Origin of the sequence: Thalassolituus hydrocarboniclasticus (genome assembly GCF_025345565.1) — a bacterium.
In the GTDB taxonomy this organism is placed as follows: domain Bacteria; phylum Pseudomonadota; class Gammaproteobacteria; order Pseudomonadales; family Oceanobacteraceae; genus Venatoribacter; species Venatoribacter hydrocarboniclasticus.
Genome location: NZ_CP054475.1, coordinates 2,458,371 through 2,472,430 on the forward strand (window position 1 = coordinate 2,458,371; position 14,060 = coordinate 2,472,430).

Annotated in this window: 12 protein-coding genes; 8 read left to right on the plus strand and 4 right to left on the minus strand. The window is 54.5% G+C overall.

What is annotated here, in order from left to right; all coding sequences use genetic code 11:
* Positions 1 to 3: 3 nt before the first annotated feature.
* Positions 4 to 1,209: an acyl-CoA dehydrogenase family protein gene (locus tag HUF19_RS10920; RefSeq protein ID WP_260999491.1), complete on the plus strand. Its 1,206-nt coding sequence runs from the start codon at positions 4 to 6 to the stop codon at positions 1,207 to 1,209.
* A gap of 118 nt (positions 1,210 to 1,327) precedes the next feature.
* Complete coding sequence (locus HUF19_RS10925) at positions 1,328 to 3,202, plus strand: long-chain-acyl-CoA synthetase (protein WP_260996673.1); 1,875 nt, start codon at positions 1,328 to 1,330, stop codon at positions 3,200 to 3,202.
* A 33-nt stretch (positions 3,203 to 3,235) separates the two neighbouring features.
* On the opposite strand, the gene HUF19_RS10930 is transcribed toward HUF19_RS10925, so the two are convergent.
* Positions 3,236 to 5,599, minus strand: coding sequence for a hybrid sensor histidine kinase/response regulator (locus tag HUF19_RS10930; RefSeq protein ID WP_260996674.1), 2,364 nt, complete (start codon positions 5,597 to 5,599; stop codon positions 3,236 to 3,238).
* A gap of 468 nt (positions 5,600 to 6,067) precedes the next feature.
* Here HUF19_RS10930 and purE point away from each other — a divergent pair, with 468 nt between their 5' ends.
* The 3 genes from purE to HUF19_RS10945 all read left to right on the plus strand — a co-directional run bounded on the left by purE (position 6,068) and on the right by HUF19_RS10945 (position 8,258).
* Positions 6,068 to 6,562: a 5-(carboxyamino)imidazole ribonucleotide mutase gene (gene purE, locus HUF19_RS10935; RefSeq protein WP_145470314.1), complete on the plus strand. Its 495-nt coding sequence runs from the start codon at positions 6,068 to 6,070 to the stop codon at positions 6,560 to 6,562.
* A 61-nt stretch (positions 6,563 to 6,623) separates the two neighbouring features.
* Positions 6,624 to 7,694: a 5-(carboxyamino)imidazole ribonucleotide synthase gene (locus HUF19_RS10940; protein WP_260996675.1), complete on the plus strand. Its 1,071-nt coding sequence runs from the start codon at positions 6,624 to 6,626 to the stop codon at positions 7,692 to 7,694.
* A gap of 9 nt (positions 7,695 to 7,703) precedes the next feature.
* The gene (locus HUF19_RS10945) at positions 7,704 to 8,258 is read left to right on the plus strand and encodes a DUF2058 domain-containing protein (protein WP_260996676.1); all 555 of its coding nucleotides are present in this window, start codon (positions 7,704 to 7,706) and stop codon (positions 8,256 to 8,258) included.
* A gap of 148 nt (positions 8,259 to 8,406) precedes the next feature.
* Here HUF19_RS10945 and HUF19_RS10950 read toward each other — a convergent pair whose 3' ends face one another.
* From HUF19_RS10950 to HUF19_RS10960, 3 genes are all read right to left on the minus strand, one after another.
* Positions 8,407 to 8,709 carry a hypothetical protein gene (locus HUF19_RS10950; RefSeq protein ID WP_260996677.1) on the minus strand — a complete coding sequence of 101 codons (303 nt, stop codon included), beginning with the start codon at positions 8,707 to 8,709 and terminating at the stop codon, positions 8,407 to 8,409.
* 123 nt (positions 8,710 to 8,832) lie between these two features.
* On the minus strand, positions 8,833 to 9,165 hold the full coding sequence (locus HUF19_RS10955) for a hypothetical protein (protein WP_260996678.1): 333 nt from the start codon (positions 9,163 to 9,165) through the stop codon (positions 8,833 to 8,835).
* A gap of 217 nt (positions 9,166 to 9,382) precedes the next feature.
* Positions 9,383 to 10,738 carry an APC family permease gene (locus HUF19_RS10960; protein ID WP_260996679.1) on the minus strand — a complete coding sequence of 452 codons (1,356 nt, stop codon included), beginning with the start codon at positions 10,736 to 10,738 and terminating at the stop codon, positions 9,383 to 9,385.
* A gap of 189 nt (positions 10,739 to 10,927) precedes the next feature.
* On the opposite strand from HUF19_RS10960, the gene HUF19_RS10965 reads away from it, so the two are divergent.
* Genes HUF19_RS10965 through HUF19_RS10975 form a run of 3 tightly spaced genes read left to right on the plus strand, consistent with a single transcriptional unit; the run spans position 10,928 to position 14,057 of the window.
* On the plus strand, positions 10,928 to 12,088 hold the full coding sequence (locus tag HUF19_RS10965) for an efflux RND transporter periplasmic adaptor subunit (protein ID WP_260996680.1): 1,161 nt from the start codon (positions 10,928 to 10,930) through the stop codon (positions 12,086 to 12,088).
* A complete protein-coding gene (locus HUF19_RS10970) occupies positions 12,085 to 12,843 on the plus strand; it encodes an ABC transporter ATP-binding protein (protein ID WP_260996681.1) in 759 nt (252 codons plus the stop codon). Before HUF19_RS10965 ends, HUF19_RS10970 begins: the two co-directional genes overlap by 4 nt.
* Positions 12,840 to 14,057 (plus strand): ABC transporter permease, encoded by a 1,218-nt coding sequence (locus tag HUF19_RS10975; protein WP_260996682.1) that lies wholly within the window; start codon positions 12,840 to 12,842, stop codon positions 14,055 to 14,057. The genes HUF19_RS10970 and HUF19_RS10975 overlap by 4 nt, the downstream gene beginning before the upstream one ends.
* Positions 14,058 to 14,060: the final 3 nt, after the last annotated feature.

Consider the following 14,060-nt stretch of genomic DNA (forward strand, 5'->3'; position numbering starts at 1 on the left):
ATGATGAATCTTGAAGTTCCGAAGAAATTCCGCCCGCTGGTCAATCAGGCCCGTCAGGTTGCCGAACATGTCTTCCGCCCGATCTCGCGTAAATATGACCGCGCCGAACACGCCTATCCGGTCGAGCTGGATATGCTGGCCGCCATTATGGATGGCATGAACGACGGCACCCTGGGCGAAGGCGCCGGTGCCGGCAAACTCAAACAGGATAAGAAAAAAACCGACGGCATCGTTAACAGCACCAATATGACCACGGTACTGGGGCTGCAGGAACTGTGCTGGGGGGATGTTGGCCTGTCATTAACCCTGCCACGCCAGGGATTGGGTAACGCCGCGATTGCCGCAGTAGCCAATGATGAACAGCTGGCCCGTTTCGGCAAAAAATGGGCAGCCATGGCGATTACCGAGCCGGGCTGCGGTTCGGATTCTGCCGCCATCCGCACCACCGCGGTCAAAGACGGCGATCATTATGTGCTGAACGGCGAAAAGATTTACGTCACCTCCGGTGAGCGTGCCGAAGCCGTGGTGGTCTGGGCCAGCCTCGACCGTAATATCGGCCGCGCGGCCATTAAATCCTTTGTGGTGGAAAAAGGCACCCCCGGCATGGAAGTGGTGCGCCTGGAAAAGAAACTCGGTATTAAAGCCTCTGACACCGCCGCCATTACCTTTACCGATTGCCGTGTGCCTGCGGCCAACCTGCTGGGTTCACCGGAAATCAATGTCGATCAGGGCTTTGCCGGTGTCATGCAAACCTTCGACAACACCCGCCCGGTAGTTGCCGCCATGGCCGTCGGCGTGGCTAAAGCCGCCCTCGACCGCAGCCGCGAGCTGCTGAAAGAGTACGGCATCAGCGCCGGCTACCGCACCAGTATTAAAAACAGCAGCCAGATCGAAGCGCAGCTGTACCGCTACGAAGCCGACTGGGAAGCCGCCCGGTTGCTGACGTTAAAAGCCGCGTGGATGGCCGATAATGGCATGCCTAATTCGAAAGAAGCGTCGATGTCAAAAGCCAAAGCCGGACGCAGTGCCAACGCCATCACCTTAGGTTGTGTCGAATTGCTTGGCTCATTGGGTTACAGCGAAGATGAATTACTGGAGAAATGGGCGCGGGATTCAAAAATTCTCGATATTTTTGAAGGCACGCAGCAAATTCAGCAACTGATTATTGCCCGCCGTTTATTGGGTAAAAGCTCAGCCGAATTGCGCTGATTTGCACACTATTCAGAGGTGCCCTAGATAAAACCTGACATAAATCCTGTGGCCCGGCCGGCAGGATTTATGTCATTCTCGACTTCATAACTATAAATACATCACCAAGGTCAGATCCATGAATCGTTCAGCGACTACCCGCCTGCCCGCCGAAGGCATGAGCCAGCCGCCCCTGAAACCGCGCACTGTCAGTCTGGTTAATATTATCCGCAGCGCCATCATCGGATTACCGGATATCGGCATCACCCTGAAAGGCGTACTCGCGCTGGCAACCACCAAGCCGGAAAAAAACAAATCCATTGGTTTATTGCTGGAACAACACGCCGCCCGCCAGCCGGATCATATTGCCATCCGCTATCAGCAGCAGCGCATCAGCTACCGTCAGCTGAACGAAAAAGTGAATCAGCTGGCCCACTATTTTGCCAGTCAGGGCATCAGCCATGGTGATACCGTCGGCGTCATGCTGGAAAACCGCCCGGAAACCCTGCTGGCCGTACTGGCCACAGTTAAACTCGGTGCCATTGCCAGTATGTTTAATACGTCCCAGCGCGGTGAAGTGCTGGAGCACAGCATTAATCTGGTCAAACCCAAACTGCTGGTTGTCGGTGAAGAAATGCTGGGCAATATGGCAACGGTCGAACATGCTCTGCCTGCCGCATTAAAAATGCAGTTATATTTCTGGCAGGATGGTGCTGACAGTCGGCACGAATGTCCGGGCCATTATCAGAATATTGAGCAGGTGATCGCCTCACAGGACAAAAATAACCCGGCCAGTACACCACAGGTAAAAATGCATCAGCCCTGCTATTACATTTTTACTTCCGGCACCACCGGTCTGCCCAAAGCCTCAGTCATGAGCCATTACCGCTGGTTTAAATCCATGGCAGGTATGGGCCTGGCATCGATGAAATTACGCAAAGACGATGTGCTCTATGTCAGCCTGCCGCTGTACCACAACAATGCCTTAACCGTATCACTGGCCGCTGTTCTTGGTGCCGGTGCCTGCATTGCAATTTCGCGTAAATTCAGTGTCTCGCGTTTCTGGGATGAAATCCGCGACTATGGTGCCACCGGCTTCTGCTATATCGGTGAATTGTGCCGTTATCTGCTGAATACAGCACCGTCAGACAAAGACCAGCTGCATAATATCCGCGTGATTATCGGCAACGGTCTGCGTCCGGATATCTGGATGGAATTCAAGCAGCGTTTCAATATTAAACACATCAACGAATTTTACGGCGCCAGCGAATGCAATCTGGTCTTTACCAATGCATTAAATCTCGATCAGACCGCGGGTATCTGCCCGCTGTCTTACAACATCGTGGCCTACGATATTGAAAACGACGAACCGCTGCGGGATAAAAAAGGTTTTATGTTGCCGGTTAAAAAAGGTGGCACAGGGCTGTTAATCACCGAGGTCAACGACAAGCAGCCGTTTGAGGGTTATACCGACGCCGAAGCGAGCCAGAAAAAACTGTTCCGCAATGTCTTTAAAAAAGGCGATTGCTGGTTTAATACCGGTGATCTGGTGCTGAACCAGGGTTTTAAACACGTCGCTTTTGCTGACCGTCTGGGGGATACCTTCCGCTGGAAAGGCGAGAACGTGGCCACCACTGAGGTGGAATCCATCCTGATGGAATTTGCCGATATTGAGCATGCGGTGGTGTATGGCGTGGAAGTACCCCACACCGATGGCCGTGCCGGTATGGCCGCACTCACCCTGCGCGCCGGGGCCGACATTAACTGGAATGCTCTGACCCTGCACCTGCGCGAAAAATTACCGGCCTACGCCATTCCATTATTTTTGCGCCTGCGTCCGCAGGAAGAAGTGACCGGTACGTTTAAATACCGCAAGGTGGAGTTAAAAGACGAGGCCTTCCATCTGGCCAGAGTCAGCGATCCGCTGCTGGTACTAAGCGGTAAAAATGAGCCTTATCAGCCATTAACACCGGCACTAGAGCAAGCCATTAATAACGGCCAGCTCAGCCTGTAATGCGCACCAGTGCCTTCCGGCAGCCCACAGCAATTATTGCTGTGGGTTGTCGATCATCTCTCCCAGTGCCTGCAGGTCGAAGGGCTTGGTCATATAACCGTCGACACCGGCATCCTGCGCCTGACGGATCTGATCCGGCAAAGCATCAGCACTGACCCCATAAATACGCACATGACGTAACTCCGGCATCGCGCGTAATTTTTTCAGCACATCCAGACCATGAATATCCGGCAGACGCATATCCAGTAAAATAACGTCCGGGGTCTGCTGCTGCGCCATATCCATGCCTTCGCGGCCGGTACGGGCAATGGCAACATCGAGATTGTCACGACGCTTCAGACCCAGCTCAACAAAGCGGGCATTAATCGGGTTATCTTCGATATACAGCACACGGCGCTGATTTTCGGCGACCTTCTGCTTTTGTCCCACCGGCACACCGGAATAAACCGGCGGAATAGCATTAAACGAGTACATCGGTGCCGTCTGCGGCAGTTCCAGCCAGAAACAACTGCCCTCACCTTCGCGGCTGCTGAAATTCAGCACGCCATTCATACGACTGGCCAGTAAGCGACTGATCACCAGACCCAGACCATTCCCTTCAATGAGGTTTTGCTCACTGCCAAAGCGCTGAAAAGGGGTAAAGAGAGCGGCCTGATCTTTGTCTGCTATACCGCAGCCAGTGTCACGGACACTGATCCGTAAGCGCTCGTTTTCCGCAGACTCAATGCGGATATCCACGCTGCCACCCTCACGGTTGTATTTGATCGCATTGCTGAGCAGGTTAAGAATAATCTGCTTACAACGCACCCGGTCGGCGTATATCCAGGGTTCGGCAACCTCGCTGTGCATGCGGATACGGACACCACAGGCTAAAGCAGTGGCACGCAGCATCTCACAGCATTCTTCCAGTAAGGTCAGCACCGCGACAGCCTCCATCTGCGGAGGGGTGATATGACCTTCGATTTTGACCAGATCAAGCACCTGATCAACCAGATCCACCAGATGCTTACCGGCACGCTCAATCATGTCGATAGCTTCTTTCTGCCCAGGTAACTGCAGCTCCGGCTTCAGCAACTGACTGAAGCCAATCACCGCATTTAAAGGGGTACGCAGTTCATGGCTGAGCCCGGCAATAAAGCGGGCATTATCGGTCAGGGCATGGAAAGGAGCACGGTCATCAGCAGCACCATTAGCAACACCATCAGCGCTGGCAACCGGCGCAGATAAAGGTACAGGCGCTCCGGACGGTCGCTCTGTCGCTGTCAGTAACAGCAACTTCTGACCATCCTGCTCGTGGGACTGTAACTGCAGCTGCAGGCTGTCTTCGTTATGCCGCGTTTTTTGCAGCCCATCCTGCAACTGAAAATGCCGGAACCACTCAACAAAGCCTTCCGACTCCAGCATCTGCACCTGACACCCCTTCACCGAGCGCGCACTCAGACCAAAGCGGCGCGCATAGGCTTCGTTAGCCTGCAGCACTTCACCGTCAGCCGTCAGTAATGCCAGCGGCTGAGGCAACGCATTCAGCAGGTGCTCTCCATCGGCCGAGGCTGAGCGACTGAATAATGGCAGCGACGAGATATCAAGACTGATAGCCACAATGCCCATGGCCTCACCGGCGGCATCGCGCAGAACATTTTTACTGGTCAGGAAACGCAGGGTCTCTGTCTCTGCCGCTGCCTTCACCGCAGCAGCGCTATGGCGGGTAGCCAAAAAGGGTTCAAGAAAAACACGGAACCCCTCAGCATGACTGACTTCCTCATCGGTGCGCTGCTGCAATGCCGCCCACTGCGGGGTAAACAGCTCGCTGTCAGTGCGCCCCACAGCATCACGGGAGTTGATGCCCAGCAGGCTTTCTGCGCGGTGATTCAGCAGCAGGTAACGGCCTTTCATATCCTTAACCGTTACTGCTGCCGGAGTATGGTCCAGCACACTGCCCAGCCAGGCCTGATCACCCTGCTGGGTGCGGTTCTGCCCCGCTAAAGAGGCGGTTAAATCATGAACAATCGCAGTAAAGCTACGCTCACCGCCCAGGTTCATCTCACTGACCGACAGATGCAGCAAAAATTCTTCGCCGTTTTTACGTAAACCAGGCAACTCACGGCCACGCCCCATCACCGTGGCGTGTCCTTTATGCAGGTACTCTTCAATATAACCCTGATGGCGCTGACCATGGCGAACCGGCATCAGCATAGCGATGTTCTCGCCCAGTAGTTCCTCTGCTTCATAACCGAAAATACGGCAAAGCGCCGGATTGCAGGCCTGAATCTGCCCATCACTGTTGATCGTCACAATCCCGGCCGCCGCCGTGTCGAACAATATCTGATACAACTCACTGTCGTTTTTCATATTCAGACGGGTCACCATCTGTCTGACCCGGCCATAAAGACTTGGCATCCTTTCAACTCCTCAGGCTATGCCCCTTAACAACCTGCCCCTGCATCCCGGTTCGTCCGGAATTGATTATAATTTACACAACTGTAGACCATTAAACCGCACAAAGTAAATGGTTTTAAGCCGGATAGGAAGAGCCTGACGGGCCAAAACCCGCTGATTTTTCCCCAATCCGGAAGTATGACTCTTTCCGACATGGCATCATCACTGCCCCATAACGACTAAGACCTTGGGGGAATAAAAGTGCGTCAGCCGCGGAGACTGAGCCAGCGCAAAGCTTGTGGTAGCTCGCACCCGCTTCCCTGCCCCCGTATCCGCTTAATCATGTTGTAAACCTCGTGGTAGCGCTGACCCCGCTTTCCTGCCCCCGTATCCGCTTAATCATGCTGTAAACCTTGTGATAGAATGCGCCGCTTTCCTGCACCGGCCGCCACTTTGGCTGCCCTGACTGAATTCAACGAGGATGACCCGATGACCGTAGCGGTTGGTATCATCATGGGCTCAAAGAGCGACTGGCCCACCATGCAACACGCAGCAGATATGCTGGATAAACTGGGCGTGGCCTACGAAGTAAAAGTGGTGTCTGCCCACCGCACCCCGGATCTGCTGTTTGATTACGCCAAAACCGCTCAGGGCCGCGGCATTAAAGTCATCATCGCCGGTGCCGGTGGCGCTGCTCACCTGCCGGGCATGTGTGCCTCCCAGACCTCGCTGCCGGTACTCGGCGTGCCGGTTAAATCCCGCGCCCTGAGCGGCCTGGATTCGCTGTTGTCCATCGTGCAGATGCCTGGTGGTGTTGCCGTTGGTACTCTGGCCATCGGTGATGCCGGTGCGAAAAACGCCGGTCTGCTGGCCGCCCAGATTCTGGCCACCAGCGACAACGACCTGCTGGCCAAAATCGACGCCTTCCGCGCCGAACAGACCGACAGCGTGCTGGCCGAACCCGATCCGCGCACCGCACTGTAAGCGTTAACGACCTATCCGGGCCCGGTACTGCCGGGCCCGACTTTTCTGAGAGTGAAGAAGCATGAAAATCGGTATTTTAGGTAACGGCCAGCTGGGCCAGATGCTGTCTGACAGTGTGCAGGACATCAGCGATATTGACGTATCGCTGTACGATCTGCGTGCCCACAGCGACGAAGCTCTGGATGCGTTTCTGGCCAGTGTTGAGCGCGTATCGTTCGAAACCGAAAATATCCCGGCACACATCGTTGCCCGTCTGGAAAGCGTTGCCGACAAGCTGTATCCCAGCCTGAAAGCACTGAAAACCTTCCAGAACCGTCTGCTGGAAAAAACCGCCCTGCGTGCCGCCGGCATCGACACCGCCGATTTCTGTGCCGTTAATTCACTCGACGATCTGCACGCCGCGGTAGAACAACTGGGCCTGCCTATCGTGCTGAAAACCACCACCGAAGGTTACGACGGTAAAGGTCAGTACGTGCTGCGCAGCCCGGCCGATGCCGAACCGGCCTGGGCCGCCATTGGCGGACGTGAACTGATCGCCGAAGCCTTTGTCAGCTTCGAGCGTGAAACCTCCGTCATCGCCAGCCGCGACGTTAACGGCAATATGGTGATCTGGCCGATGACCGAAAACGTACACCACGAAGGCATTCTGCGTTATTCGCTGTTCCCGGCCGCCGACCTCAGTGCCGAAAAAGCGCAACAGGCCGAGCGCTATATCCGCCAGCTGGCCGACAGCCTCGACTATGTCGGCACCATCACGCTGGAACTGTTCGACACCGCAAACGGCCTGGTCGCCAACGAAGTGGCACCGCGCGTACACAATTCCGGCCACTGGTCGATTGAAGGCGCTGCCACCAGCCAGTTCCGCAATCATATGCTGGCCATTGCCGGCCGCGCACTGGGCGACACCACCGCCAAATACCCGGCCGTTGCCATGCTTAACGTGATCAGCGATGAAACCCCGGCAGAAAAAGCCGCCACCATCGGCAACGCCTTCCGCCACTCCTATGGCAAAGAAGCGCGCCCGGCGCGTAAGCTCGGCCACGTTACCGTGGTTGCCGCCGACGTTAACGAACGCGATAACACCATCGACCAGCTGGCAGATTTAATTCCTGCCGGTGTATGGCAACGCTGAGGAATTATTATGGCCAAGTCATTACAGGAACAGCTGCTCGCCGCCGGTCTGATCGACAAGCAAAAAGCGAAAAAAGCCGCTAAAGAACTGAAAAAGCAGGATCACCTGCAGCGTACCGGACAAGACAACCAGATCGACGAAGCCAAGGCCAAAGCCGACGCTGCGCGTAAAGAAAAAGCTGAGCGCGACCGCGAACTGAACCAGAAAAAGGAACAGGAAGCACAGCAAAAAGCCATTGCTGCTCAGGTGCGTCAGCTGGTTACCACCAACGCCATTAAAAGCGAACATGCCGATATTAAATATCAGTTTGTTGATGGCAAAAAAGTGAAATCCATTTACGTTGACCAGGCCATCTGGGACCGCTTAAGCCGCGGCCAGCTGGCGGTTATCGCACTGGATTTACCGGGTGAGAAAAAATACGAAGTACTGCCACTGCAGATTGCTGAGAAAATCCGCCAGCGCAAAGATAATCACTTTATTTATATTGCAGAAAGCACTGCTGATGCGATGGATGAAGATGATCCGTATGCAGCGTATCAGATTCCGGATGATCTGATGTGGTGACACACGGTTAAAAAGAAGCCCGCTGATGCGGGCTTTTTTATGGCTGCCCTCTCGTTCCTACGCTCCGCGTGGGAATGCAACTGTGTCCGCAAGGACTCCCACGCAGAGCATGGGAGCCAGATGAGAGCGTGGAAGCCAGATGAAATTGCTACTCGCAGCGATGCATACCTTCAAGCCACAGCTGATACCGCTCTTTTGCCCTGTCAGTAACCCGAATGGTTTTACCGGCAACCCATGCCGGGCTGTATCTGCGGTTCAGTATGGCAATATTGATTGTCTCGCCCTGATCGGAAGTGCAGCCATCACCGCCCATACAGCGCAGATTCCGCAGCCAGCGCTTATCCTGAAAATAATATGAATGCCCGTTACGGGTGAGCTTCACAAGATCAATCAGTACCTCGCCGTTTCCCGGTTCGATATAGGCTAAAAGCTCGCGGGTTTTATGCCTCATTTTATTTCCAGAGTAACCATTCGATAAAACGCAGAGATCTCTCGTTCCTACGCTCTGCGTGGGAATGCAACTTTACCCGTAAGGACTCCCACGCAGAACATGGGAGCCAGACGATGCCGTCACCTAGCAAGCAACACCGATAACAACCTTTGTTTGCTTCTCGTTTTTCTGATCAAGATCCGCCCGTCGTTCAGGTTCCTGAGTGCAGCCTCTTGGCTTTATATACTCAACCGCTATTTTCTCAGCGACGTTGATATCCACTACCTGTCCGTCAGTTCTTTCTACAGTGATGTAATAAGGCTGCTCAAACATCACAATGTAGGTATTCAAAAGATATATAGCACCGTCGTGACTGATTTCAGCCCGGTTCTCCTCAACCAGAACATATTTTCCGGCATAGGAAGACACCGATGAAAGCAATAAGAAAGAGACCAGTACCGGTTTAAAAAAATTCATCAATTGAAATGATCCTTACTCAGATATCCTTTCGGCAAGAACGTACAACTGCTTATCTTATCCCGCACAGCTTTTGCACTTTGCTCGCAGGCCGTTGATTATTTTCCAGGTAAGCTACCACCCCAACATAATCCCGGCAATAGCCATACCTGACCAATACATCTTGCATCTGGCCATTCTGCTTACACTGGTTTAACTGTTATTTAACGATTAACCCTCATTCTTCTTTACCTCCGGCCTGCTTCTCCGCCGAGTAACCGCGCACCGCATTAATCCGCGCAAATACCAGCGCGCCCAGAGTCAGAATGGCGTACAGCACCAGCATAAAGATCAGCTGCTCCGGGTTGTCGGTGTATTCAAAGTGCAGAATCAGGCCGCCGCCAATCGCCAGACCGACAATGGATAACAGGGTAATAAACAGCGATGAATCAGTCAGCTTGCGGATACGGAAGTTGGCAATGGCCATTAACAATGACACCAGCAAAAAGGTAACGCTGCCGAATTCGAGTATTACTTTTAAGCCACCGGCCAGAATCAGCGCCATCGCTAATACCGCCATCATGGCGATGGCTGCCACCGGTATATTATTGCTGCGTTTTTCCAGACTTTTAGGGAAGAAACCATCACCGGCAATCACCGCCACCTGGCGTGAGGCGCCGAATAAGGTACCGTTGATGGCACTGCTGGTTGCCAGTACTGCCCCCAGTACCACAATATCGGCGCCGATATGGCCGAGTATTTTTCCGGCTCCGGCGGCCAGTGCGTATTCTTCGTTGGCGATAATATCGGCGGCGGGAATGGCGAGAATGGCAGCCACAGCGATTACCACGTACAAAATGATGGCAATGACGATGGCGCTGTAAATCGCACGCGGAATATTTTTATCGGGGTTTTCCATTTCTTTTACCGCATTAATCACCAGCTGAAAGCCTTCGTAAGCCACAAAGGTAACGGCCGCAACAGTAAGAATATTGAGCCAGGAGAATTCAATCTCCGGATGCACCAGCAGTTCCGTCAGGCTGGTTTCACGGTGCAGCAGTAAAATCACGGCAATCAGCAGTAATAAAGCCAGTTTGCTGTACACCATAATGTCTTCGATTTTGCCCATGCCGCGCACACTCCAGACATTCACCAGAGTAAAAAGCGCAATCACACCACAGGCCACCGCTTTGCGCAGATCGTTATTATCGGCAAAACCGGTGCCGCTTAACGCATAGGAAGCAAAGGTGTAGGCATAAAGGGCAATGGTGCTGATATAACCGAAAATCACGTACCAGCCAATCAGCGCGGCGGCCAGTGGCGAGCTGGGAAAGGTACGTTTAAAAAAACCGTAGGTCGCGCCTTCGTCACGGTAGTACACGCCCAGTTTTACGTAAGAATACGCCGCCAGCGCGGCAATGATGCCGCCAGCCATAATCGCCAGAGGCGTATAGGGGCCGATCAGGGCAACGGAAATACCGAGAATGGTAAAAATACCGCCCCCCACCATGCCGCCCAGGGCAATGGCGATCAGCTCGGGTAATCCCAGCGCTTTACCTTCGCTGCGTACGCTGAACCAGTGGGGTAATTTCATCGGAGCTCCGGGCTGAATATCGGTGATCAGTAAGAATAATAAAGCGTGAACAGAGGCTGAACTGACTGTGCCCTATAAAAAGGGAATTGTGTTGCAGCAGCAGGAATAATCCTATGACTTATATCACTGGGCAAGCATATGAAAAAGCTCTAAGGTAACTCCACAGCTGCCGCAACAGGACGTTATACCGTGAAAAAACTGCTGATATCCGCCGCCATTCTGGCCGCTCTGGTTGCCGCCTTTATGCTGCGCCCCGCTAAACCCATCGAAGTACGCATGGGTCAGGCTGCTCCGGGACTGGTCGAAGCACTGGTTTCCAATACCCGCTCAGGCACTATTAAAGCCTGCCAACGCTCCCGCCTTTCTCTGGCGCTGGGCGGACAGGTGAATCATTTATACGTTGATCAGGGCGATAAAGTCGAAGCCGGTACATTATTGCTGGAATTATGGAACGACGATTTAAAAGCCGCACTGGAGCAAAGCAAGGCACAGGTGCGCATGGCGGAATTAAATAAAGCCTCCGCCTGCCGTCAGGCTCAGGCCGATGAGCGCGAAGTAAAACGCCAGCGTGAATTATTCAAAAAACAACTGGCCTCAGCCGAACAGCTCGACCGGGTAGAAACCAGTGCCGAAATTACCCGTTTAAGCTGCCAGCAGAATGAAGCTCAGGTGCAGAATGCCAAAGCCAGCGTGGCGGTGCAGCAGGCACGCTTAGCGCAGACACAATTGCGCGCGCCGTTCGCCGGTATTGTTGCCGAAGTGAATGGCGAGGTCGGCGAATACGCCACCCCTTCTCCGCCAGGTGTTGCCACCCCCCCCGCCATTGATCTGATCGACGAGCGCTGCCTGTATGTGCGCGCACCGATCGACGAGGTGGACGCTTCAGTAATCCGCGTCGGTATGGATGCACGGGTAACCCTCGATGCCTTCCGCGATCAGGCCTTTACCGGCAAGGTCAGCCGCATTGCCCCTTACGTGGAAGATAAAGAAAAGCAGGCACGCACAGTGAATGTGGATGTCACCTTAAATGCCCTGCCCGACGATGTGCAGTTGCTGGTTGGCTACAGCGCCGATATTGAAGTAATTACCGCCGCCAGTCCGCAGGCATTGCGTATTCCCAGCGAAGCGCTGCTTGAAGGTAATCATGTGCTGACTCTGGCTGCTGACGGTAAAACCCTGCAGAAAAAAGCGCTGACCCTGGGCCTGAGTAACTGGACCTGGACCGAAGTAAAAGAAGGCTTAGACGCTGGCCAGCCGGTGTTGTTATCCCTAGATAATCCGGCAGCGGTCGATGGTGCCGAAGTGACGGTCATCGACGACGGCGATAAGCGTCAGGCTGATCAGCCATGAACCAGGCCAAATCTGCAGCTGCAGCCAACACCGCACTCATCCGTGTGCAGGGGGTAAATAAAACCTTCCTGCTCGGTGATGAGCCGGTACACGCGCTGAATAATATTGGCCTGAGTATTCAGGCCGGTGAATATTTATCGGTAATGGGGCCATCCGGTTCCGGTAAATCTACCCTGCTGAATATGCTCGGCCTGCTCGATGTACCGGATAATGGCCAGTACTGGCTGAACGGTGCCGATACCGTGCCCATGAGTGAAGAACAACGCGCGGTTTACCGCCGCAGCCATATCGGTTTTGTTTTTCAGTCGTACCATTTAATTCCGCGTTTAAGTGCCAGCGAAAATATCGAGCTGCCGTTAATTCTGGCCGGCATTGCACCGGCAGAACGCAAACGCCGGCTGGCACCGGTGATTGAGCGTCTGGGCCTTGGCAGCCGCGCCGGACATTTACCCAATCAGTTATCCGGCGGCCAGCGTCAGCGCGTAGCCATTGGCCGCGCCATTATTATGAAACCGCGCCTGCTGCTCGCCGATGAACCAACCGGTAACCTCGACAGTCAGTCCGGTGCCGAAGTCGTACAGCTGCTGGAAGAGCTGAATGCCGACGGCATTACCTTAGTTGTGGTTACCCACGATGCCGATCTGGGCCGCCGCGCCAGCCGCCGTATCCGTATGGTGGATGGCGTGATCGTCAGCGATGACCGTACGCCTTCTTCAGACACTCAAAGCCGTACCGATCAGAGCGACGCACCATGATCCGCACCCGCGACCAGCTTAATTTCAGCATCCGCGCCCTGCTGCGTCAGCGCTTCCGCACGCTGATGCAGCTGATTGCGATGTCAATTGGTGTACTCGCGGTGGTGTTATTAACCGGCCTCGGTGAAGGCGCGCGCCAGTATGTGCTGGGCGAATTTTCGGTACTGGGAAAAGACATTCTGATTATGCTGCCGGGGCGCAAAGAAACCTCCGGCGGTATGCCACCGATGACTGGCGAAGGCACGCGCGATATTACCCTGCAGGATGCCCAGAGCCTGCTGCGCCTGCCCGAAGTGGAGCGTATTGCTCCGCTGGTCGTCGGTAATGCCGAAATCTCGCGCGGCGCTCGCAGCCGCGAAACCCTGGTGCTGGGCACCAACAGCACCTTCTTCGATATCCGCCATATTCAGCTGGCACGCGGCCAGATTCTGCCTGAGTTGCCACTCGATCAGCCAAGCCCGGTCTGTGTGATCGGCACCACATTAAAACAAGAACTGTTTGCCGCCGAACAGGCACTTGGCCAGTGGGTTGGCATCGACACCTACCGCTGCCGGGTGATTGGTATTCTGGCCGATACCGGCACCGGCCTCGGCATGAATATGAGCGAAGCGCTGATCATGCCGGTGGCCAGCAGTATGCAGCTGTTTAATACCGAAGGCGTGTTCCGGGTAATGATTGATGTGCGCTCGGCCATGGGCATGGGCGTGTTAAGCCGCCAGATCGAAGACATTATGCGCGAGCGCCACGACGGCCAGCTCGACGTCACCCTGATTACTCCCGACTCACTGCTGAAAGCCTTCGACAGTATTCTCTCGGTGCTGACCTTTGCCATTGCCGGTATCGGTGCCATCAGCCTGTTTGTCGCCGGCGTACTGATTATGAACATGACGTTAATTACCGTATCGCAGCGCACCGCCGAAATCGGCCTGCTGAAAGCGCTGGGGGCTTCCAGCCGCGAAGTGCGCCAGCTGTTTGTAACCGAAGCGGTAATGCTGTCGTTGTTTGGCGCCCTGCTGGGCACCCTGCTGGCCGAAATTCTGTTATGGCTGGTGCGCATCCGTTATCCGGAAATTCCTTTTGCTGCTCCCTTATGGGCTACCGTCGCGGCCACCGCCATTGCCGTAGGCTGCGGCTTTTTGTTTTCCTGGATTCCCGCCAGCCGCGCCGCACATATGGCGCCGGTTACCGCCCTGCAACATCAGAACGGCAAATAGGAG

Bases quoted from the DNA above. Each gene is read 5' to 3' on its own strand.
- HUF19_RS10945 (WP_260996676.1), top strand. From the start codon at position 7,704: ATGGCCAAGTCATTACAGGAACAGCTGCTCGCCGCCGGTCTGATCGAC.
- HUF19_RS10930 (WP_260996674.1), bottom strand. From the start codon at position 5,599: ATGCCAAGTCTTTATGGCCGGGTCAGACAGATGGTGACCCGTCTGAAT.
- HUF19_RS10975 (WP_260996682.1), top strand. From the start codon at position 12,840: ATGATCCGCACCCGCGACCAGCTTAATTTCAGCATCCGCGCCCTGCTG.
- HUF19_RS10940 (WP_260996675.1), top strand. From the start codon at position 6,624: ATGAAAATCGGTATTTTAGGTAACGGCCAGCTGGGCCAGATGCTGTCT.
- HUF19_RS10970 (WP_260996681.1), top strand. From the start codon at position 12,085: ATGAACCAGGCCAAATCTGCAGCTGCAGCCAACACCGCACTCATCCGT.
- purE (WP_145470314.1), top strand. From the start codon at position 6,068: ATGACCGTAGCGGTTGGTATCATCATGGGCTCAAAGAGCGACTGGCCC.
- HUF19_RS10920 (WP_260999491.1), top strand. From the start codon at position 4: ATGAATCTTGAAGTTCCGAAGAAATTCCGCCCGCTGGTCAATCAGGCC.
- HUF19_RS10955 (WP_260996678.1), bottom strand. From the start codon at position 9,165: ATGAATTTTTTTAAACCGGTACTGGTCTCTTTCTTATTGCTTTCATCG.
- HUF19_RS10960 (WP_260996679.1), bottom strand. From the start codon at position 10,738: ATGAAATTACCCCACTGGTTCAGCGTACGCAGCGAAGGTAAAGCGCTG.
- HUF19_RS10925 (WP_260996673.1), top strand. From the start codon at position 1,328: ATGAATCGTTCAGCGACTACCCGCCTGCCCGCCGAAGGCATGAGCCAG.
- HUF19_RS10950 (WP_260996677.1), bottom strand. From the start codon at position 8,709: ATGAGGCATAAAACCCGCGAGCTTTTAGCCTATATCGAACCGGGAAAC.